At 46.2% G+C, this 21,114-nt stretch carries 20 protein-coding genes; 18 read left to right on the forward strand and 2 right to left on the reverse strand.

What is annotated here, in order from left to right; translation table 11 throughout:
* Positions 1–8: 8 nt before the first annotated feature.
* From speE to VIG27_RS01820, 9 genes are all read left to right on the forward strand, one after another.
* A complete protein-coding gene (speE, locus tag VIG27_RS01780; RefSeq protein ID WP_394524734.1) occupies positions 9–866 on the forward strand; it encodes a polyamine aminopropyltransferase in 858 nt (285 codons plus the stop codon).
* Positions 863–2,137, forward strand: coding sequence for a saccharopine dehydrogenase family protein (locus tag VIG27_RS01785; RefSeq protein ID WP_394524736.1), 1,275 nt, complete (start codon positions 863–865; stop codon positions 2,135–2,137). Before speE ends, VIG27_RS01785 begins: the two co-directional genes overlap by 4 nt.
* A 3-nt stretch (positions 2,138–2,140) precedes the next feature.
* Positions 2,141–3,262 carry a carboxynorspermidine decarboxylase gene (gene nspC, locus VIG27_RS01790; RefSeq protein WP_394524739.1) on the forward strand — a complete coding sequence of 374 codons (1,122 nt, stop codon included), beginning with the start codon at positions 2,141–2,143 and terminating at the stop codon, positions 3,260–3,262.
* 24 nt (positions 3,263–3,286) lie between these two features.
* Positions 3,287–4,444 carry an agmatine deiminase gene (aguA, locus tag VIG27_RS01795; protein WP_394524743.1) on the forward strand — a complete coding sequence of 386 codons (1,158 nt, stop codon included), beginning with the start codon at positions 3,287–3,289 and terminating at the stop codon, positions 4,442–4,444.
* Positions 4,389–5,270, forward strand: a complete 882-nt coding sequence (aguB, locus tag VIG27_RS01800) for an N-carbamoylputrescine amidase (RefSeq protein ID WP_394524744.1) — start codon at positions 4,389–4,391, stop codon at positions 5,268–5,270. Before aguA ends, aguB begins: the two co-directional genes overlap by 56 nt.
* A 138-nt stretch (positions 5,271–5,408) precedes the next feature.
* Positions 5,409–5,840 (forward strand): protease complex subunit PrcB family protein, encoded by a 432-nt coding sequence (locus VIG27_RS01805; RefSeq protein WP_394524747.1) that lies wholly within the window; start codon positions 5,409–5,411, stop codon positions 5,838–5,840.
* Between the two features lie 133 nt (positions 5,841–5,973).
* Entirely contained in the window at positions 5,974–6,669 is a 696-nt protein-coding gene (gene cysE / locus VIG27_RS01810; RefSeq protein ID WP_394524749.1) for a serine O-acetyltransferase, read from the forward strand.
* A 92-nt stretch (positions 6,670–6,761) separates the two neighbouring features.
* Complete coding sequence (locus VIG27_RS01815) at positions 6,762–8,333, forward strand: DUF3794 and LysM peptidoglycan-binding domain-containing protein (RefSeq protein WP_394524753.1); 1,572 nt, start codon at positions 6,762–6,764, stop codon at positions 8,331–8,333.
* Positions 8,334–8,617: 284 nt separating this feature from the next.
* Positions 8,618–8,902 (forward strand): GIY-YIG nuclease family protein, encoded by a 285-nt coding sequence (locus VIG27_RS01820; protein ID WP_394524755.1) that lies wholly within the window; start codon positions 8,618–8,620, stop codon positions 8,900–8,902.
* On the opposite strand, the gene trhA is transcribed toward VIG27_RS01820, so the two are convergent.
* The gene (gene trhA, locus VIG27_RS01825) at positions 8,843–9,490 is read right to left on the reverse strand and encodes a PAQR family membrane homeostasis protein TrhA (protein WP_394524756.1); all 648 of its coding nucleotides are present in this window, start codon (positions 9,488–9,490) and stop codon (positions 8,843–8,845) included. The genes VIG27_RS01820 and trhA overlap by 60 nt on opposite strands.
* 180 nt (positions 9,491–9,670) lie before the next feature.
* Here trhA and VIG27_RS01830 point away from each other — a divergent pair, with 180 nt between their 5' ends.
* From VIG27_RS01830 to VIG27_RS01870, 9 genes are all read left to right on the forward strand, one after another.
* Entirely contained in the window at positions 9,671–10,429 is a 759-nt protein-coding gene (locus tag VIG27_RS01830; protein WP_394524757.1) for a nitroreductase family protein, read from the forward strand.
* Between the two features lie 7 nt (positions 10,430–10,436).
* Complete coding sequence (locus VIG27_RS01835) at positions 10,437–11,120, forward strand: RluA family pseudouridine synthase (protein WP_394524758.1); 684 nt, start codon at positions 10,437–10,439, stop codon at positions 11,118–11,120.
* Positions 11,121–11,234: 114 nt separating this feature from the next.
* Positions 11,235–12,350: an AI-2E family transporter gene (locus tag VIG27_RS01840; RefSeq protein WP_394524760.1), complete on the forward strand. Its 1,116-nt coding sequence runs from the start codon at positions 11,235–11,237 to the stop codon at positions 12,348–12,350.
* Positions 12,347–12,925: an HD domain-containing protein gene (locus tag VIG27_RS01845; protein ID WP_394524762.1), complete on the forward strand. Its 579-nt coding sequence runs from the start codon at positions 12,347–12,349 to the stop codon at positions 12,923–12,925. The genes VIG27_RS01840 and VIG27_RS01845 overlap by 4 nt, the downstream gene beginning before the upstream one ends.
* Positions 12,909–13,994, forward strand: coding sequence for a M20 metallopeptidase family protein (locus VIG27_RS01850; protein ID WP_394524765.1), 1,086 nt, complete (start codon positions 12,909–12,911; stop codon positions 13,992–13,994). Before VIG27_RS01845 ends, VIG27_RS01850 begins: the two co-directional genes overlap by 17 nt.
* 352 nt (positions 13,995–14,346) lie before the next feature.
* On the forward strand, positions 14,347–15,780 hold the full coding sequence (proS, locus tag VIG27_RS01855; RefSeq protein ID WP_394524767.1) for a proline--tRNA ligase: 1,434 nt from the start codon (positions 14,347–14,349) through the stop codon (positions 15,778–15,780).
* Positions 15,781–15,814: 34 nt separating this feature from the next.
* The gene (locus tag VIG27_RS01860; RefSeq protein ID WP_394524769.1) at positions 15,815–17,017 is read left to right on the forward strand and encodes a CCA tRNA nucleotidyltransferase; all 1,203 of its coding nucleotides are present in this window, start codon (positions 15,815–15,817) and stop codon (positions 17,015–17,017) included.
* A 108-nt stretch (positions 17,018–17,125) separates the two neighbouring features.
* Complete coding sequence (locus tag VIG27_RS01865; RefSeq protein WP_394524772.1) at positions 17,126–18,103, forward strand: spore coat protein CotS; 978 nt, start codon at positions 17,126–17,128, stop codon at positions 18,101–18,103.
* A 76-nt stretch (positions 18,104–18,179) separates the two neighbouring features.
* Positions 18,180–19,916 (forward strand): phospho-sugar mutase, encoded by a 1,737-nt coding sequence (locus tag VIG27_RS01870; RefSeq protein ID WP_394524774.1) that lies wholly within the window; start codon positions 18,180–18,182, stop codon positions 19,914–19,916.
* 147 nt (positions 19,917–20,063) lie between these two features.
* On the opposite strand, the gene VIG27_RS01875 is transcribed toward VIG27_RS01870, so the two are convergent.
* The gene (locus VIG27_RS01875; RefSeq protein WP_394524775.1) at positions 20,064–20,918 is read right to left on the reverse strand and encodes a putative ABC transporter permease; all 855 of its coding nucleotides are present in this window, start codon (positions 20,916–20,918) and stop codon (positions 20,064–20,066) included.
* Positions 20,919–21,114 lie beyond the last annotated feature (196 nt).

The raw sequence follows: 21,114 nt of genomic DNA on the forward strand, positions 1-21,114 counted from the left end.
TGGGAGAGATGGAGATTTGGTTTTCGGAACTGCACACTTCCAATGTAAAGCTTTCCGTTCGGATAGACAAACAGCTTTTTTCCGGCGAAAGCGAATATCAGAGAATTGATGTATTTGAATCCCAGGAGTTCGGAAAATTCGTAGCCCTGGATGGAGACATCGTATTTTCAGAAAAAGATGAATTTATTTATGATGAGATGGTAACCCATGTCCCCATGGCAGTCCATCCTTGTGTCAAACACGTGCTGATCATCGGAGGAGGAGACGGAGGCGTTGCCAAGGAGCTTTTGCAGTACCCCTCCATCGAATCCATCGATGTGGTGGAGACGGATAAGCTTTTCGTGGATGTTTGCAGGGACATTTTCCCGGAAGTGGCCTGTGGATTGGCCGATGAACGGGTGAAGGTCTATTATGACGACGGGCTTCGGTTTTTAAGAAACAAAAAAGAAGTGTATGATTTGATCATCAATGATTCTACGGACCCGTTTGGTCATACGGAAGGACTTTTTACCAAGGAATTTTACGGCAGCTGCTACAAGGCACTGAAAAGTGACGGGATCATGGTGTATCAGCATGGAAGTCCGTTCTACGATGAGGATGAGGATGCCTGCCGGAGCATGCACCGGAAGGTGTACCGTTCCTTTCCCATCAGCAGGGTTTATCAGGCCCATATTCCCACCTGTCCATCGGGCTACTGGCTCTTTGGCTTTGCATCAAAGAAATATCACCCCATCAATGACTTTAAACCGGATAACTGGAAAAAATTAAATATAGAAACCTGGTACTATACGACCAATCTTCATATGGGAGCGTTCATGCTGCCCAAATACGTAGAGGATTTACTGGAAGAGGAGGAAAAGGAATGAGCAGATTATTAGTGATCGGATGCGGCGGCGTTGCCTCTGTGGCAATTCAGAAATGCTGTCAGAACAGTGAGGTATTTACAGAGCTTTGTATCGCCAGCCGGACCAAGGAAAAATGTGATGCCTTAAAGAGCAAGCTGGAGGGAAAGACAAACACCAAAATCGAAACAGCCAGGGTGGATGCAGATAATGTGGAGGAGCTGGTTGACTTAATAAAAGCCTATCAGCCTGCAGCCGTATTAAACGTAGCTCTTCCTTATCAGGACCTGACCATCATGGATGCGTGCTTAAAAGCGGGGGTTGATTATATTGATACTGCCAATTATGAGCCTGAGAATACGGATGATCCCCAGTGGAGGGCCATCTATGAGAAACGCTGTAAAGAGCTTGGTTTTACGGCATATTTTGATTATTCCTGGCAGTGGGATTATAAGAAACGGTTTGAGCAGGCAGGGCTTACGGCACTTCTTGGAACCGGATTTGACCCTGGAGTTACCAGCGTATTTTCCGCTTATGCATTAAAGCATTACTTTGATGAGATCCATACCATTGATATCTTAGACTGCAACGGCGGCGACCACGGCTATCCATTTGCCACCAATTTTAACCCGGAAATCAATTTAAGAGAGGTGTCCGCCAACGGTTCTTACTGGGAAGACGGCCGCTGGGTGGAAACAAAACCCATGGAATTTAAATCAAAATACAATTTCCCGGAGGTGGGGGAAAAGGATATGTACCTGCTTCACCATGAGGAAATCGAATCCCTGGCAAAAAATATTCCGGGTGTTAAGAGAATCCGTTTCTTTATGACCTTTGGGCAAAGCTATTTGACCCATATGAAATGTCTGGAAAATGTGGGAATGCTCTCCACCTCTCCTATTTCATTTAACGGTCAGGAAATTGTGCCCATCCAGTTTTTAAAAGCCCTTCTTCCGGACCCTGCTTCCTTAGGTCCCAGAACGGTGGGAAAAACCAACATCGGATGTATTTTTACCGGTATAAAGGACGGAAAAGAAAAGACCATTTACATTTACAACGTGTGTGACCATCAGGAATGTTTTAAAGAGGTCGGATCTCAGGCTATTTCCTATACCACAGGAGTACCGGCCATGATCGGTTCCATGATGGTGGTTACGGGGCAGTGGAAGAAACCAGGCGTATTCAATGTAGAGGAATTTGATCCCGATCCATATATGGATGCCTTAAATCAATGGGGCCTCCCATGGGTGGTTTGCGAAGATCCGGAAACCGTTACTGTCTGGAGACAGGAATAAGCAATGAGAATAGAAGAGCTAAAGACCCCGTGTTATGTGATTGACGAGGGGAAACTGGAAGAGAATTTAAAGATTTTAAAACGGGTAAAGGACAATACGGGATGCAGCATCCTGCTGGCTCAAAAGGCGTTCTCCTGTTATGCGGAATATCCTCTGATCGGCAGATACATTGACGGCACCACCGCCAGCGGGCTTTATGAGGCAAGGCTTGGGAAAGAGGAGATGGGACTTGAAAACCATGTCTTTTCTCCCGCCTACCGGGAAGCGGATGTGAAGGAACTGGTGAAGCTCTGCGACCACATGGTATTTAATTCCTTTTCTCAGCTGGAAAAGTACAAAGACTGCTTAACGGGAACAAGCGTGGGAATCCGGATCAATCCGGAATGCTCCACTCAGGAGGATCACGCCATCTACGATCCCTGTGCACCCGGTTCCAGACTTGGAGTGACGGCAGAGCATTTTAAAGAGGAATGGCTGCCTTACTTATCCGGTCTGCATTTCCATACCTTGTGCGAGCAGAATTCCGATGATTTAAAAAAGACCCTTGATGCGGTGGAGGAGAAATTTGGGACCTATTTAAAAGAACTTTCCTGGCTGAACATGGGAGGCGGTCACCACATCACCAGACCGGATTATGATATAGAGCTTTTGGAGACGTGTATCAGACACATGCAGGAAACCTATGGCCTTCATATTTATCTGGAACCCGGGGAAGCGGTGGCACTGAATGCTGGCTATCTGGTGACAGAGGTTTTAGATGTGGTGGAAAACGGGATTCATACCCTGATCCTTGATGCCTCCGCCGCCTGCCATATGCCGGATGTGCTGGAGATGCCTTACCGGCCGCCGTTAAAGGACAGCGGAGAACCAGGGGAAAAGCCTTATACCTACCGGCTTTCTTCCTGCACCTGCCTGGCAGGGGATGTGATTGGAGATTACTCCTTTGACCGGGAAATGAAACCGGGAGATAAACTTTATTTTATGGATATGGCTATTTATTCTATGGTAAAGAACAACACCTTTAACGGGATGCCCCTGCCGTCCATTGCCATTATGGATAAGAATGGGGACTGCCGTGTGGTAAAAGAGTTTGGCTACGAAGATTTTAAAAACAGGTTATCTTAGAACAATGGCAAAGAGGAAGGAACGATGAAACGACTGACAAGCCTTCCGGCATTGGACGGGTTTTATATGCCGGGAGAATTTGAGCCTCACCGGGGCTGTATCATGATCTGGCCCAAACGCCCCGGCTCCTGGCCGTTTGGTGCAAGAGAAGCCAGAAAGGCGTTTGCAGAGATTGCAGAATCCATTGCAGACAGTGAGCATGTGATTATGTTAGCGGAGAAGGATGTTATGGAGTCCGCCCGCCAGATGCTTTCCGACCGGATCGAGGTGGTGGAGATGGCGTCTGATGATGCTTGGGCAAGAGATGTGGGCCCCACCTTTGTAGTGAATAAAGACCGGCATGTGCGGGGGATTGACTGGCAGTTTAACGCCTGGGGCGGTCATACAGACGGACTGTATGCGGACTGGGAAAAGGATGACCTGGTTGCAGGGGCGTTTCTTGAACGGTTTGGGTATCCGGCTTACGATGCCAGACATTTTGTCCTGGAGGGCGGTTCCATCCACTCCGATGGAGAAGGAACTCTTTTGGTAACCGAACGGTGTCTGTTAAGTGACGGCCGGAATCCTTCCCTCACCCGTTTGGAGATTGAGGAACAGTTAAAGAATTATCTTGGTGCAGAAAAGATCATATGGCTGCCATACGGAATCTATCAGGATGAGACCAACGAGCACGTGGATAATGTCTGTGCGTTTGTCCGTCCGGGAGAAGTTGTCTTAGCCTGGACCGATGATAACAATGATCCGCAGTATGAGATGTCTCTGGCGGATCTTAAACTCCTGGAACAGGAGACGGATGCGAAGGGAAGGCATTTTATCATTCATAAGCTGCCCATTCCCAAAGTTCCGGTCTGCATTAAAGAAGAAGAGCTTTCCGGATTCGTCTTTGAACCGGGAGAGGATCAGCGAGAGGCAGGAGAGCGTCTGGCAGCCAGTTATGTAAACTTTTATATTTCAAACGGCGGAGTGATCGTACCTCAGTTTGGGGATGAACATGACCAAAAAGCCGTAAAAATCTTAGGAGAATGTTTTCCGGATCGGAGGATTTATCCGGTATATGCAAGAGATATTATTGTAGGGGGAGGCAACATTCACTGCATCACCCAGCAGATTCCAGAAGGAGAAGTGCATGAGAAAGGTAACAGTGGCAGCGGTCCAGATGAAGTGCTGCGAAGACATCAATAAGAATATTGCAAATGCGGAGAAGTTTGTAAGGCTGGCAGCAGGGCAAGGGGCAAATGTGATCTTGCTTCCGGAACTGTTTGAGCGCCCATATTTTTGCCAGGAACGGCGGTATGAGTATTATGATTACGCAAAGACTGCAGAGGAAAATGATGCGGTAACGCATTTTGCTCCCATTGCCAAAGAACTTTCCGTCGTTCTTCCCATCAGCTTTTACGAACGGTCCGGCAATACCATGTTTAATTCTGTGGCGGTTCTTGACGCAGATGGAACCAATCTTGGTATTTACCGGAAGACCCATATTCCGGATGACCATTACTATCAGGAGAAGTTCTATTTTACACCTGGAGATACGGGATTTAAGGTGTTTGAGACCTTATACGGCAAGGTCGGAATCGGCATCTGCTGGGACCAGTGGTTTCCGGAGACTGCAAGAGCCTTGGCCTTAATGGGGGCTGAAGTGATTTTATACCCTACGGCCATCGGAAGTGAGCCGATCCTGGAATGTGACAGCATGGAACACTGGAGAAGATGTATGCAGGGACACGCAGCGTCAAACATTGTCCCCGTAGCAGCCGCAAACCGGATCGGAGAGGAAGTGGTAACCCCCTGTGAGGAAAACGGAAACCAGAGTTCTTCTCTCCGCTTTTATGGTTCTTCTTTTCTTACGGACAGCACCGGTGCGCTTATGAAATCCCTGGGCAGGGATGAAGAAGGCATAATTTTGGAAACCTATGATTTTGACGAGATTTCAAAGGACCGCAGAAACTGGGGACTATTCCGGGACCGCAGGCCGGAACAGTATGGAGCCATTACCGGGAAATTATAAACTGACTTTTTTGTGCAGATATAGCTGCGGGGCCTTTAGCCGGATTGGGATTCCAGTCAAGAAAAAACCATAAAGTTTTCATAAAAACCTCACATTTCCCATATAGATTGTAATAATCAATCAGTTGGGGAATGTGCCATGAAAAAACTGTTTAGCGGAAAGAGGCTGATTTTCTTCGGATTAGCTCTGATGGGATTAGTTGCATTTACTTTAAGCGGATGCCTTGGAAAAGGAGGCAGCGGGGATAAGGTGCGGGATATGGATTTTAATGTGGTGGCAGAGACAGACATACCGCAGGAATTAAAAGACATCATCGGGCAGAAACAGCAGTCACCTTTTAAGCTGACCTTCAGTGATGACCAGAATCTTTACATAGTGGTTGGATATGGGCAGCAGTCTACGGGCGGATACAGCATTGCCGTCAATGACTTATATTTAACCGATAATTCCATCGTTTTAAAAACAGAACTGATCGGTCCGGAAAAGGGAGAGGTCACAGGCTCTGAAGCTTCCTACCCATTCATCGTCATTAAAACAGAAATGTCAGAACTTCCGGTTGTGTTCCAGTAACGGGAGAAAATAAAACAGCCGCTCTGTATATGGCATGCAGAGGGGCTATTTTTAAATTTCTCTTTTTTCTTGTGCCGTCATATGATATACTACCTAAAACAGGAGTCATCAGGAGGAAAAGAGGAACGGTCAAATGATATTAAAGGACATATGGCTTGATGTAAAAGCGGTAAAAGCGCGGGATCCGGCAGCTAGAAGTTCCTTAGAAGTGCTTCTTTTGTACCAGGGAGTCCATGCGCTGATCTGGCATCGTTTTGCACACTGGTTTTATAAGCACCGCTTGTTTTTCATTGCCAGGCTCATTTCTCAGCTGGCAAGATTTTTTACTTTGATTGAGATTCACCCCGGCGCGACTCTGGGCCATGGGATTTTAATTGATCACGGCTGTGGAGTGGTGATAGGAGAAACTGCCGTAGTGGGCGACAACTGTACCATTTATCAGGGTGTCACATTAGGAGGAGTCGGTCTGAATAAAGGCAAGCGCCATCCCACGCTGGGAAATAATGTGACCGTAGGAGCAGGTGCAAAGATATTAGGTTCCTTTGAAGTGGGAGACAATTGTACCATTGCAGCCAACGCGGTGCTTTTAAAACAGCTGGACAACAATGTGACAGCAGTAGGAATCCCGGCCCGTCCGGTGAAAATTGATGGGGTTCCCATCCCAAAAGAAGATAAAAAAGACGAGGCCATGGAGTATTTCTGCAAGATGGAAACCCGGATTAAGGAGATGGAACAGACGATCGAGAGCCTTCAGCAGGAGCTTTCCGTATACAAAAATGGCGGGGACCATGACAAAGACGGCCAGCCGGCAGCGGGGGCTGGGGAATAGAACTACAGGAAAACTACAAAAAAAGTATATTGAAACATGCACCTGCATAAACTTTCTTAAAGGAATAAAGAAGGTAAGGCAGGTGCTATTTTATGTTGGAGCTGTTGAAGAAAAACATACATATGAATCGTTGGAAAGGAAATGCCACATCTCAGGTAACACTTGATGATGACTTTATTGTACCGGACAGCATGGACGATGTGGATCAGATCATTTTAAGTTCCGGTGAAATTACCATTGATTCCGTGAAAAACCAGGCTGAGCGGTTAGTGGTCCGGGGAAAACTTGATTTTACCATTCTCTATCGGGGTGCAGAAGGCGGGCTCCAGACTCTTTCCGGAAGCATTAATTTTGAAGAACCGATTAATGTACCGGGATTAGAAGAGCAGGATTATGTCCAGCTGATGTGGGAGCTTGAAGATTTAAACGCCGGAATCATCAATTCCAGAAAGTTAAGCGTTAAGGCTCTGGTCACGCTTCAGGTAAAGGTGGAGACGGCATATGACGTAGACGCTGCTGTGGAAGTGGACACGGGACTTGAGACCACGGACTGTCCTCAGGTGGAAATTCTCCGCCGTAATGTGGACGTGGCTACAATTGCGCTTCGTCATAAGGATACGTTTCGTATCAAAGAGAATCTTACGCTTTCCGGGAACAAGCCGAACATCGACCATATTTTATGGAGTGAGATGAAGCTGAGAGGCGTTACCACAAGGCCTGTGGATGGAAAAATGCTTTTAGACGGTGAGCTGATGGTCTTTGTCATCTATCAGGGAGAAGGGGAAGGTGCGCCCATTCAGTGGATCGAAGAGAGCATTCCATTTGAAGGAGAGCTTGCTGTATCCGAGGTCACGGATGATATGGTTCCGTCTGTTACGGTCCATTTGATTCATAAAGACATTGAAGCAAAGCCGGATTCCGACGGAGAGATGCGGGAAATGGATATGGATGCCGTGCTGGAACTGGATATGAAGCTTTACAGGGAAGACAGCATGGAACTGTTAAGCGATTTGTATTCCACCAACCGGGAGCTGAGCCTGCAGACCGGAGAGGCATGTTTTGATAAGATTTTGACCAAAAATATGAGCAAATGCAAGATCGTGGAAAAGGTATCCCTTCAAAATGCCGACCGTATCCTGCAGATCTGCCACAGTGAGGGAACGGTTAAAATTGATGATACGGAGGTCATGGAAGACGGACTTCATGTGGAAGGTGTCTTAGAGGTCCGTATGCTCTACCTGACCTCTGACGATGCCCAGCCCATTCAGTCCGCGGTTGAGGATATTCCGTTCCACTACTTAATTGAGGCTCCGGGAATCAATGCAGACACCATCTGCCAGTTAAATCCCGGTCTGGAGCAGTTAAGTGCGGTCATGATGGGTGGCGGTGTGGTAGAAGTAAAAGCTACCATTTCCCTTGATTTGCTGGCGCTGCAGCCCATCTGTGAACAGGTCATCATCAGTGCAGCCGATGCTCCCATGGATTTGGATCATCTGCAGAAGCTTCCCGGAATCGTTGGCTACATTGTCCAGCCCGGAGATTCCCTTTGGAAAATTGCCAAAAAATTCCATACTACCATTGATACCGTTATGACGGCCAATGGTTTAACGGAAAAATCGGTAAAACCAGGTGACCGCCTGATTTTAGTAAAAGAATTGTCATAAAATGGAGTGCCAGGCAGGCTTTTATTGTTCTGTCTGGCATCCTTGCGTTTAAAACGGAATGATTTTTAGAAAAAAGGGCATTATAAAGATTGCTATTCACATATCGGTTTGTCCTGTTATATAATATACTATAGCTTAGCTATGGTATTCTACAATCGATGGCGCCAATCCGCATCCAGCTGGTGCTTAAGATAGATAACAGGTTATCCTGGGCGGTAGTGACGTGATTGCAAGGCGTTATTACCGTTTACATAGTCGCAAGGAATAAAAGCTCGGAGAAAAAAATGAATTATACTTATTTATTACAGTGTGCGGACCATACGCTCTACTGCGGATGGACAAACCATCTTGAAAAACGTTTAAAAGCCCATAACGATGGAAAAGGGGCAAAATACACAAAGACAAGACGGCCCGTCCGGTTGGCTTATTATGAAGAATTCCCAACAAAGGAAGAAGCCATGCGCAGAGAGGCCGCCATTAAAAAGCTGTCCAGAAAGGAAAAGCTGAAGCTATGCAACAAAGCGGTACATCAGCATATAGTGGCAGAAGCTTCCACCCATGACAAATAGATGGAACAGCTCGTGGTTGCCGAAATTTTTCAGCTTGGGACTGAATAAAGGCAGCTTTAACGCGTAGATGATGCCGCCTGCGGTATAGATGATTCCGCCGGCCAAAAGCCATCCAAAGGCAGCAGGCGGAAGGGCCTGAATGATCTTACCGAAGGCCAGAACACAAACCCAGCCCATAGCAATGTAGATACAGGAAGAAAACCATCTGGGGCACATCACGAACCAGGCTTTGATGAGGATTCCGGAAACCGCAATGCCCCACACAAGGGCAAGTAAGCTCCACCCGGTCCGGTCGCCGAGGACGATTAAGCAAATGGGAGTGTAAGTGCCTGCAATCAGAATGAAGATCATCATATGGTCAATCTTTTTTAATAGTTTATTGATTTTTGGTGATATATCAAGTGTATGGTAAATGGTGCTGGCCGCATACAGCAGAACCATGCTGGTAATAAAGATGGCCAGAGCAGTGATATGAAGTGCTCCGTCAGAAGAGGATTTTATTAACAGCGGTACAGCAGCGATCAGTGCCAGGATCATTGCAATAAAGTGTGTAAGTGCGCTGATGGGATCTTTGATTTTTGAGTTCATAAACGGCTCCTCCTTGATAGTTAATATTAATGTTTGATGTAGTATTAAATACTATGTATTCTATATTTATATACTATACACGTTGAAATTGAAATTTGCAATATATTTTTTGAAATTCAAAGTATTCTTAAAAATGTGTTTGCCAGAACCGGTTATTTCCAAGTATAATTGGCGTAATCAATGGAAAGGTATGGAATGTTTATGAATCAGACGATCAAAGAACTCATGGAACGGAAATCGGTCCGGGTATACGAAGAGCGGCGGATTGAACCGGAGAAAAAGAAAATTATATTACAAGCAGCCTTGCAGGCGCCCACCGCAGGGAATATGACCCTTTATTCCATCATTGATGTGACGGACCAGAAGCTGAAGGACAAGCTTTCTGAGACCTGCGACAACCAGCCATTCCTTGCAAAAGCTCCTCTTGTGCTTGTTTTTGCAGCAGATTGTCAGAGGTGGTATGATTTATTCTGCAGCCATGAAGAGGAGGTGCGAAGACCGGGCATGGGAGATCTTTTGCTGGCAGTTGACGATACTCTGATTGCGGCCCAGAATGCAGTAACCGCCGCACAGTCTATGGGAATTGGCTCCTGCTATATCGGAGATATTATGGAAAACTATGAGATACATAAGGAATTATTAGGACTGCCCAGGTATGCGGTTCCTGCTGCTATGGTGGTGTTCGGATATCCAACGCGGCAGCAGAAGGAACGAAATAAGCCAAAGCGTCTGAATCCGGAGGCGGTGGTATTTGAAAATTCCTACCGCCGCTTAAGTCCCGTGGAATTTGAAGAAGAATTGAATAAAAGCCAGGGCAGGGAAGAAAACTTTTCTGCATGGGTAAAAGCCTTCTGCAAGAGAAAATGGAATTCCGATTTCAGCGTGGAGATGAGCCGATCTGTAAAAGCCATGACGGAGGCCTGGGAGAAAGAGGATTAGAAAGAATATGAACATACTATATGAAGATCAAGAAGTACTGGTCGCAGAAAAACCGGTGGGAATGGAATCCCAGTCTGCCAAATCTTTTGAACCGGACATGGTCAGTGAAATCAAAAAACATATCAACAAGGTATCCCCAAATTCCGGCGAGCCATATGTGGGAGTTATCCACAGACTGGACAAGCCTGTTGGTGGAGTTATGGTCTATGCAAAAACAAAAAACTCTGCAGAGTCTTTAAGTAAGCAGGTTTCCGGGCATCAGATGGAAAAAATATACCATGCGGTGGTATGTGGAAAACCTGTGGAAAACTCTGGGACCTACGTGGATTATTTGTGGAAAGACGGAAAAAACAATTGTTCAAAAATTGTGGAAAAGGGGATAAAAGGTGCAAAACCTGCAGAGCTTGACTTCCGGGTTGTGGATAAGACGCAGCAGAATGGAGAGGAATATTCTCTGTTGGAAATTAAGCTGAAAACCGGACGCCATCATCAGATCCGGGTGCAGATGGCAGGACATGGAACTCCTTTGTGGGGCGATCAGAAGTATAACCCCAGTTTCCAGCAAAAAAAGATCCGGGCAGATATCGCCCTGTTCGCTACCAGTCTATCTTTTGTCCATCCGGTCACGAAAAAGAAAATGACCTATACGGTAAAGCCGAAAGGACAAATGTTTGATCTTTTTTCTCTGTAAAATAAAAATATAAAGAAGGAATTTTTTACTAAATAGATACCTGCATACTTTTTACTCCGGGCGCTCATAATAGGGAATGTACAAAAGAAGTACAAAACAGAAACAGGTGAGTCCATGGAGAAACCGAGCAGGAAACTGAAGAAAACATTATTAATTTTGGGAGTTACGGGGGCAGTATACTTGAGTTTTCGATATCTGCTGCCCCTCGTGATTCCCTTTTTGATTGCATATGTATTTGCTTTGTCTCTCCGCCCGTCCGCCCTTTGGATCGAAAGAAAGACCCGTTTTACAATAAAGAAAAAAGTGATTTCTGTTCCTCTGGCGGTGATCGGGGGTGTAGAGATCATTCTTTTTATGATCGTATTCGGGATCATCGTATATGCCGGCGGTCGAAAGCTGCTGATGGAAGCCACACTCTTGTTCCAAAACCTTCCTCAGATCATGAGGAATCTGGATCACTGGCTGATGGAAAACTGCACCTTTGCGGAACAGTTTTTAAAACTTCCGGATGGCTATATGCTTCAGGTGGTCAGAGAGATCCTATCCGGAGGAGAAGCGGTGGTTAAAAGCAAAGCCATGTCGTTTTTAATGATGAATTCCATGAGTATTATCAAATGGGTGGTCCAGGTGACCGTTGTAACCGTTATTTTATTTATTGCCACCATATTAACGCTTCAGGAGATGGATGACATCCGTACCAGACGTGATAACTCCATGTTCTGCTATGAATATGCCATGCTTGGGAACCGGCTGATGTCAGTCGGAAGTGCCTGGTTAAAGACACAGGCAACCATCATGCTGTTTACCATGGGAATCTGTTCCCTGGGATTGTTTTTTATGGGAAATTCCTATTTTATACTGCTGGGAATCGGGATCGGGCTTCTCGATGCATTGCCCATCTTTGGAACAGGAACGGTGCTGATTCCCTGGGCAATCCTGGCTATGATCAATGATAACTGGGTCTACGGCGTTGGGCTCATTGTCATTTATATTATCTGCTATTTTTTCAGAGAAATCATGGAAGCTAAAATCATGGGAGGAAAAGTAGGGCTTACCCCTCTGGAAACCCTTGTTTCTATGGTTGTAGGTCTTAAACTTTTCGGACTTCTCGGGTTTATCCTGGGTCCTATCGGATTATTAATAATAGAAGATATTGTGGAGCTATATGGTGGAACGTGTTATAATTGCAAAAAAGAAACCCAGGAGGAAGAAAGGGGAAATACACGTTGAACCCAAAGGAATTGATTGAATTTTTGAAAATATTAGAAAAATTAAAATGCAACACCCGGCATAGCTGGACCACAAACAAAAGGCAGGAGAGCGTGGCAGAGCACAGCTGGCGACTGGCTGTACTGGCCATGCTCATGGAGCCTGATTTTTCTGATCTGGATATGAACAAAGTCATTCGTATGTGTCTCATTCATGACTGGGGCGAGGCGGTGACCGGAGATATTCCGGCTTTTATAAAGACAGAAAATGATGTAGCCGTAGAAGAGAAAGCCACCGGCGCTCTTTTAGAAAAGCTTCCCGATTCTCTGAAAGCACCTCTCTCGTCCCTGTTTGAAGAACTGTCACTTATGCAGTCCAAAGAGGCCAGGCTTGTAAAGTCCCTGGATAAGATCGAAACCCTGATTCAGCACAACGAAGCAGGCACAGATACCTGGCTGCCTCTGGAATACGAATTAAACATGACCTATGGAAATGAAATCTGTGACAGCTTCCCTCAGACAAAAAAATTAAGGGATCAGGTACGGGAAGACAGCAGACAGTTAATCATGGAGGAAAAACGTGGAAACGGAAAATAGTACATATGAACGGCTGAGGAAGCTGCGGAGCCGGCTTCACCAAAACCCGGAACCATCAGGTCATGAGACAGTGACGATAGAGATTCTAAAGGAATTTATTAAGACCTATACTTCTTTGGAAACCGTAGACCGGGAGGGCTGGTTTTATGCGGTACACCACGAAGAGAACGCCAAAAAGAGCGTCGCGTTCCGGGCGGATATGGATGGGATTTATGGAGAAGACGGAACTCTGTTCCATGGCTGCGGACATGACGGGCATAGTTCCGTACTGGCCGGGCTTTGTCTGGAGCTGGACAAAAAGCGGTTGGGGAAAAATGTGTATTTCATCTTCCAGCCGGCAGAAGAGACCGGACAGGGAGGAAAAGAGTGCAGCCGCCTTTTGACGGAAAAAAAGATTGATGAAGTCTACGCATTTCATAATCTTCCCGGTTATCCTCTGGGAACAGTGGTCCTGAAAGAAGGGACCTTTGCCTGTGCATCTAAGGGCGTGGTCCTTGGCTTTCAGGGAAGGCAGAGTCATGCCGCTTACCCGGAGCAGGGAGTAAATCCTGCATGGATTCTTGGGGAACTGATCGTAAAAATCCCCGAACTATTGGCTTTACCAGATTTTTCCGGCATGGTTCTTGCCACTATCATCGAGGTAAAAGCAGGAGATCAATCCTTTGGAGTCTCTCCGGGAGACGGACGGCTCTCTCTTACACTCAGAGCGGAAAAGCAGGAAGATTTAAACCGGTTTGAAGCATCCCTTTTGTCCTTTGCAAGGAAACGGGCCGGGGAAATGTCTGCTAAGCTGACGGTTTCTTACGCCGATGAATTCCCGGATACGGTCAATAAAGCAGATTGGGTAAAACGGTGCAAAGCCAGACTTATGGAGCAGAAGATCCCATGTATGGAGATATCCGAACCACTTCGCTGGTCGGAGGATTTTGGCTGGTACTTAAAGAAAGCAGACGGAATGTTTTTCGGCGTGGGAGCAGGAGAGGCTTGTCCGGGACTTCACACAAGGGAATATGAATTTCCCGATGAAGTCATGAAAACAGCCCTTGCCGCCATGAACGCATTTCTATAAGGAAAAGGCGGAGAAGAAAAGCCGGGCCCGCCTCTTGACAAACATTTGCAAATAACGTAAAATCAACCATACGATCATTTTAAATGAGAAAAGAAGCAAGACGTTGAAGAGGACTAATAAGTGATGATGTATTCCAGAGAGAAGGCCGTGTGCTGGAAGGCCTTTATACCGCTCATGACCCAACCTCCCTCGGAGTCCCGCAGCAAACTGCGGCGCATATCCTGCGTTACTGGATCAAAAAGTGAGCCGTGGATATCCATTGGCTAAATTGGGTGGCACCGCCGAGCTGTTCGGTCCCTTTTACGGAGGGAACGGATGGCTTTTTTAATTTTATGGAAAAAGGAGAATTGTCATGGCAAAGGACAAGAAATTAGTAGAAGCCATCACATCCATGGATGTGGACTTCGCCCAGTGGTATACAGATGTAGTAAAAAAAGCGGAATTGATCGACTATTCCAGTGTAAAAGGCTGTATGGTCATCAAACCGGCAGGCTATGCGATCTGGGAGAACATTCAGAGTGAGCTGGACAGAAGATTTAAGGAAACAGGGGTTGAAAATGTGTATATGCCCATGTTCATTCCAGAAAGCCTTCTTGAGAGAGAAAAGGACCATGTAGAAGGATTTGCACCGGAGGTTGCCTGGGTAACTCACGGGGGACTGGAACCGCTGCAGGAACGGCTTTGCGTAAGACCTACCTCTGAGACTTTATTCTGTGATTTTTATTCCAGAGATATCCAGTCCTATCGCGACCTTCCTAAATTATATAATCAGTGGTGTTCCGTGGTCCGCTGGGAGAAGACAACAAGACCGTTTTTGCGTTCCAGAGAATTCTTATGGCAGGAAGGCCATACTGCTCACGCCACAGCAGAAGAAGCGGAAGAAAGAACCAAGCAGATGCTTAATTTGTATGCAGATTTCTGTGAAGAAGTGCTTGCAATGCCCGTCATCAGAGGACAGAAGACCGATAAGGAAAAATTTGCCGGTGCAGAAGCGACCTACACCATCGAAGCCCTGATGCACGACGGAAAAGCATTGCAGTCAGGAACCAGCCATAACTTTGGAGACGGATTTGCAAAAGCATTTGAGATCCAGTATTCTGATAAGGAAAATAAACTCCAGTACGTCCATCAGACTTCATGGGGAATGACCACAAGACTGATCGGTGCCATCATCATGGTCCATGGAGATGACAATGGTCTGGTGCTTCCTCCAAGAATCGCTCCGACCCAGGTCATCATCGTTCCTGTCCAGCAGCAGAAGGAAGGGGTTCTCGATAAGGCATATGAACTTAAAGACGTTCTGTCCAATTTCCGGGTGAAGGTTGATGATACCGACAAGAGCCCAGGCTGGAAGTTCAGTGAATCCGAGATGAGAGGAATTCCGATCCGGGTAGAAATCGGACCGAGAGACATTGCGGAGAACCAGGCAGTTTTGGTCCGCCGTGATACCCATGAGAAAATTACCGTGTCTTTAGACGAGCTGGGCGAAAAAGTAGAACGGCTTCTTTCCGATATCCAGAAAGATATGTTTGAAAGAGCCAGATTGCACCGGGATGAGCATACCTATGAAGCATTGGATATGGATACCTTTGTAAAGACCGTAGAAGAAAAGCCGGGCTTTGTAAAGGCCATGTGGTGCGGCTGCCAGGAATGCGAGGATAAGATCAAGGATTTAACAGGAGCAACTTCCCGCTGTATGCCGTTTCAGCAGGAAAAACTGGCAGATACCTGTATCTGCTGCGGAAAACCTGCAACAAAGATGGTTTACTGGGGCAGAGCTTATTAAGGATTCCATAAAACAGCCAAAAGGAGAAACAGTGATGAAGATACAGGTTCCGGAAGCAGCAGGAAAAATCATAGAACAACTCAATATCCATGGATTTGAAGCTTATGTGGTGGGCGGTTGTGTGAGGGACAGCCTGCTTCTTCGGACACCGGAGGACTGGGACATCACCACCTCGGCAAAGCCGGAACAGGTAAAGGAGATCTTTTCCCGGACCGTGGATACAGGAATCCAGCATGGTACGGTTACGGTGCTCATGGACGGGGGAGCCTATGAAGTGACTACCTACCGCATCGACGGAGAATACGAAGATGGACGCCATCCGAAATCTGTTGAGTTTACGGGCAATCTGATCGAGGATTTAAAACGCCGGGATTTTACCATCAATGCTATGGCATACAGTGACAGAGACGGACTTGTGGATGCCTTTGACGGACGGCGGGATTTGGATAAGAAGATCATCCGCTGTGTAGGCAATGCCAAAGACCGGTTTACAGAAGATGCCCTTCGCATCCTGCGAGCCATCCGGTTTTCCGCCCAGCTGGGCTTTGACATGGAAGAGGAGACGAGAAAGGCCATCGCGGTCATCGCCCCCAATATGGAAAAAGTCAGCAGGGAGCGGATACAGGTGGAGCTTACCAAGCTTCTTCTCTCAGACCATCCGGAACAAATGGCTGCGGTGTATGAAAACGGCATTGCACCCTATATATCAGAACATTTTCTTGCAGCCGGAGAGAGAATGGGAGAGACCGGCACAATCAAACTCCTTCCGGCAGAAAAGCACATGCGCTGGTCCGGCTTTTTGCGGTCAGAGGGGCCGGAGGAAGCAGTATTAATCCTTCGTGATTTAAAGCTGGATAATGAAACCATCAGTCAGGTAAAAACGCTTGTAACCCTGTGGAAACAGGAGATGCCTGCAGATAAACCGGTGATCCGGAAAGTCATGAGCGGACTTTCTCCAAAACTTTTTCAGGATCTTTTGTGTTTCCAGAAAATTTTCTGCCCAAAGTCCTACCAGGAGACGTTAATAAAAGTGGAACAGTATGCAGAAGAAATCATTGAAAATGGAGACTGCATCCGGTTAAAAGATATGGCTGTGACCGGCCGGGATCTCATCGGGGCAGGCAGAAAGCCCGGACCTGGAATCGGGAAAGTGCTGGAGACGCTGTTTGAAGAAGTTTTAAAAAATCCGGAGTGCAATAACAGAGAGTATTTGATGAATCTGGCTGAACGGTTATAAAAAAAGCGGACGTCCCGCCCGTATAACTTTCCGCCGGATTCTGCATATTTTTTCCTGCCCTTTCATACCCTAGAAGTAGCTGATGAGCTAAGAGTTGGAGGGGTGGTTGTGAACGAGAAATACACAGAGGTGCTTTCGCAGTATGAGCTTGAAATTCTTGATGTAAAGCGCGGCCGGGGCGCCTGGTTGTGTGAAACGAATCAGGGACTGAAACTGCTTCGGGAATATAAAGGAACTTTAAAGCGCCTGGAATTTGAAGATCAGGTATTTTCGCAGATGGAAGAAGCCGGCCATATAAATGTGGATCGTTATGTTAGAAATAAAGAAGGAGAACTCCTCTCTGCCGCCGAGGACGGAACCCGCTGGATCGTAAAAAACTGGTATGCGGACCGGGAATGCAATTTAAAGGACAGCAAAGAGATTCTTTGTGCCATTGAACGGATCGCTTATTTACATAAGATACTCCGGGGAATTGAATTTAAGGAGGAATGGAACCTGGGTTCCATTTTGGTGCAGCAACCGGCGGAAGAAATGGAACGGCACAATAAGGAACTGGTGCGCGCCCGTTCCTTTATCCGCAATAAAAGGAAAAAATCAGAATTTGAACTCTGTGTGATGGGTAATTATGATACATTTTATGAACAGGCAATGGAGGCTTGTAAGGGAATGGCCAGCTTTTTAGAGACCCGTGAAAGCAAGGAAGAGTATCTTTGCCATGGGGACCTAAACCAGCATCATATTCTTATGTGCTCCCATGATGTGGCGATTGTGGAATTCAACCGTATGCATAAGGGAATGCAGATGGAGGATTTATACCATTTTATGCGAAAAGCCATGGAAAAGCATGACTGGAACTTAAAGCTCGGCATGGCAATGCTTGATACTTATTCCAAAGTGATCTCTCTTTCGGATGCAGACAGGACCTGCCTCTATTACCTGTTCTTATATCCGGAGAAATACTGGAAGCAGATTAATTTCTATTATAATGCCAACAAGGCATGGATTCCCTCCCGGAACATTGAAAAATTAAAAGATCTGGAGATACAGGAGTCTGTGCGGAGCTCGTTTTTATCAAGAATAAAATAATGGAAATGCGCTTTTCTTTTGTTCTGTTTTGCTTTATAATAGCCATAACAGAAATGGAGAGAAGGGAGTATTTGCAATGAAAGATTACAGGAGCATTTATGATGAATGGCTTTTGAATCCATATTTTGACGAAGCGACCAGGAATGAACTTCGGGGGATTGCAGATGATGACAATGAAGTCAAAGAGCGCTTTTACAAAGATCTGGAATTTGGTACTGCTGGTTTAAGAGGCATTATCGGAGCCGGCATCAACCGCATGAATATTTATGTAGTAAGAAGAGCCACACAAGGGCTTGCAAATTATATTATAAAACAGGGCGGCGCTTTAAAAGGCGTGGCCATTGCATATGACTCCAGGCATATGTCTCCGGAGTTCGCAGAGGAAGCTGCACTGACATTAGCTGCCAACGGCATCAAGGCATATAAATTTGAATCTCTGCGACCGACACCGGAGCTTTCTTTTGCCGTAAGGGAGTTAGGCTGCATTGCCGGAATCAATATTACGGCCAGCCACAATCCTCCGGAGTACAACGGTTATAAAGTATACTGGGAGGATGGGGCCCAGTTTACTCCTCCTCATGACAAAGGGGTGACAAAGGAAGTTCTTGCTATCACCGACCTTTCTGCAGTAAAGACCATGACCCGGGAAGAAGCTGTGGCAGCAGGCAGATATGAGATCATCGGAGCGGAGGTGGATGATAAATACATCGCCCATGTAAAAGCACAGGTGGTGAACCAAAAAGCCATTGACCGCATGCAGGATGAGATCAGGGTCGTTTATACGCCCCTTCATGGAACCGGTAATCTTCCCGTAAGAAGAGCCCTTAAAGAGATCGGTTTTACCCATGTCTATGTAGTCCCCCAGCAGGAACTGCCGGATGGGGATTTTCCAACGGTCAGCTACCCCAATCCGGAGGCGGAGGAAGCGTTTTCCTTAGGTCTTGCTCTTGCAAAAGAACAAAACGCAGATCTGGTTCTGGCAACAGACCCGGATGCAGACCGTCTCGGAGTATATGTAAAGGATGACAGATCCGGTAATTACATTCCCTTGACCGGCAATATGTCCGGTTCTCTTTTATGTGAATATGTACTGAGCCAGAAACAGGAGCGGGGAGCTATTCCGGCGGATGGACAGGTCATTAAGTCCATCGTAACCACCAATCTTGTGGATGCCATAGCAAAATCCTACGGCTGTGAGCTGATCGAGGTGCTCACCGGATTTAAATATATCGGACAGCAGATCTTAAAGGCAGAGACCACCGGATACGGAACCTATCTTTTTGGTATGGAAGAAAGCTATGGATGTCTCATCGGGACCTATGCCCGCGATAAGGACGCCATTTCCGCTTCCGTTGCATTATGTGAAGCCGCTGCTTATTACAAGACCAAAGGCATGACCTTATGGGATGCCATGATCGCCATATATGAGAAATACGGCTATTACAAAGATGCAGTCATATCCATCGGCTTAAAAGGAATCGAAGGACAGGCAAAGATCAGGGCAATTATGGAGACCATGAGAAATAATACACCTGAGACCGTTGGCACATACAAAGTCCTTTCCGCCAGAGATTATCAGCTTGATACGGTAAAAGACATGATCACCGGAGAAATAAGGCCCACCGGGCTTCCACAGTCCGATGTCCTTTATTATGACTTGTCTGACGATGCATGGCTGTGCATAAGACCGTCAGGAACTGAGCCAAAGATCAAGTTTTATTATGGCATCAAAGGTTCTTCTCTGGAAGATGCGGATAAAACATCGGCAAAGCTGGGAGAGGCTGTGAAGGCGATGGTAGATCAGATGCTATAATTATTATAAATGAAACCGGGGGAAACGGTACTTTGATGGTAAGACACAGAAAAAAAGGCTGTGCTTATAAGTCAGAGTACCGTTTCCCCCGGTTTGTTTGTAATGAAAAATGCATCCATAGATAAAAATATTAAGACCGCTGACCCATCAGGATTTCTTATATTTCTTAGAATATTCCTTCAATTCCTTTAAGGTTTCTCCGAACAACCGGGAAGAAGCGGTAGGATTCCGGCGAAGAATTCCCTTGCGGTAAAAAGTGAGATATTTGGTCAGCTTCTCTTTGTTTTCTGTCAGTGACTGCAGCCGTTCGGCCAGGGCGGATTCCTTTAAAACGCTGGTGGTTTCCGCTTTTAAGTTGGTGATCTTGACCAGAGTCTCAGTCTTAAACTCGGATACTTTTTGTGTGGTCTCCGCTTTTAACAGCGCGATCTGCACCTGAACCTCTTCTAGCTCCGCTTTGATCTTTGTCAAAGATTCCAGGATTCGGCCAAGGTCCAGAGCTTCTTTTACGGAACGGATGGTGTCAATGATGAAAACCACGGAAATAAGCAGGACCACAGTGATACAGGCGGTACGGCTTAATGGAAGGACCAGCCACTCCAGAGGGCGGTGGACCACTTCCGTCAGCAAAAGGGTTAAAAATCCCCAGGCAAGGGAAGTTCCAAGACAGATATATCCGTTGATATTAAAAGGTTTATAGGTATAATCCCAGTACTTCATTTTAAACAGCCGCTCCATGACGTAGCCGGTGGCGTATTCCAGTATGGAGGCACCTGCCATTCCGAAAAGAAATACCAGAAGCAGATTGCCTTTGACAGGAAGGCACAGCCAAAGCATGAGAATCGCCCCGCTTCCATATAAAGGAAGAAGGGGGAGCCTTAAAAAACCCCGGTTTACAAAGTGAAGGCTTCTTACAGAAACATAGGTTGATTCAATTACCCAGCCAATAAAACAATAGATGTAAAAAAACAGCAGCCATTGATACCAAGTGTAAACGTACATAAGCGAACCCTCTTTCTTTTATGATTCGTATTGGAATTATCATATACGTTTTTGCCCTAATTTGCAACTTAAAAAACTTGCCAAAACATATCCTGCATTTGATGGCGTGATTCCCTGGGCAGAAACGGTCAAACCATTCTGCCCCAAATAAAAAATGGTCCAAAGAAAGTGGCTTTTTACTTGCCTTAATTGCTTC

The sequence above is a fragment of the Lacrimispora sinapis genome, from assembly GCF_043633585.1.
Taxonomy (GTDB): domain Bacteria; phylum Bacillota; class Clostridia; order Lachnospirales; family Lachnospiraceae; genus Lacrimispora; species Lacrimispora sinapis.

Bases quoted from the DNA above. Each gene is read 5' to 3' on its own strand.
- VIG27_RS01860 (WP_394524769.1), top strand. From the start codon at position 15,815: ATGAAGATACAGGTTCCGGAAGCAGCAGGAAAAATCATAGAACAACTC.
- VIG27_RS01805 (WP_394524747.1), top strand. From the start codon at position 5,409: ATGAAAAAACTGTTTAGCGGAAAGAGGCTGATTTTCTTCGGATTAGCT.
- VIG27_RS01870 (WP_394524774.1), top strand. From the start codon at position 18,180: ATGAAAGATTACAGGAGCATTTATGATGAATGGCTTTTGAATCCATAT.
- VIG27_RS01875 (WP_394524775.1), bottom strand. From the start codon at position 20,918: ATGTACGTTTACACTTGGTATCAATGGCTGCTGTTTTTTTACATCTAT.
- nspC (WP_394524739.1), top strand. From the start codon at position 2,141: ATGAGAATAGAAGAGCTAAAGACCCCGTGTTATGTGATTGACGAGGGG.
- cysE (WP_394524749.1), top strand. From the start codon at position 5,974: ATGATATTAAAGGACATATGGCTTGATGTAAAAGCGGTAAAAGCGCGG.
- VIG27_RS01835 (WP_394524758.1), top strand. From the start codon at position 10,437: ATGAACATACTATATGAAGATCAAGAAGTACTGGTCGCAGAAAAACCG.
- trhA (WP_394524756.1), bottom strand. From the start codon at position 9,490: ATGAACTCAAAAATCAAAGATCCCATCAGCGCACTTACACACTTTATT.
- aguA (WP_394524743.1), top strand. From the start codon at position 3,287: ATGAAACGACTGACAAGCCTTCCGGCATTGGACGGGTTTTATATGCCG.
- VIG27_RS01830 (WP_394524757.1), top strand. From the start codon at position 9,671: ATGGAAAGGTATGGAATGTTTATGAATCAGACGATCAAAGAACTCATG.
- proS (WP_394524767.1), top strand. From the start codon at position 14,347: ATGGCAAAGGACAAGAAATTAGTAGAAGCCATCACATCCATGGATGTG.
- VIG27_RS01840 (WP_394524760.1), top strand. From the start codon at position 11,235: ATGGAGAAACCGAGCAGGAAACTGAAGAAAACATTATTAATTTTGGGA.
- speE (WP_394524734.1), top strand. From the start codon at position 9: ATGGAGATTTGGTTTTCGGAACTGCACACTTCCAATGTAAAGCTTTCC.
- aguB (WP_394524744.1), top strand. From the start codon at position 4,389: ATGAGAAAGGTAACAGTGGCAGCGGTCCAGATGAAGTGCTGCGAAGAC.
- VIG27_RS01785 (WP_394524736.1), top strand. From the start codon at position 863: ATGAGCAGATTATTAGTGATCGGATGCGGCGGCGTTGCCTCTGTGGCA.
- VIG27_RS01815 (WP_394524753.1), top strand. From the start codon at position 6,762: ATGTTGGAGCTGTTGAAGAAAAACATACATATGAATCGTTGGAAAGGA.
- VIG27_RS01820 (WP_394524755.1), top strand. From the start codon at position 8,618: ATGAATTATACTTATTTATTACAGTGTGCGGACCATACGCTCTACTGC.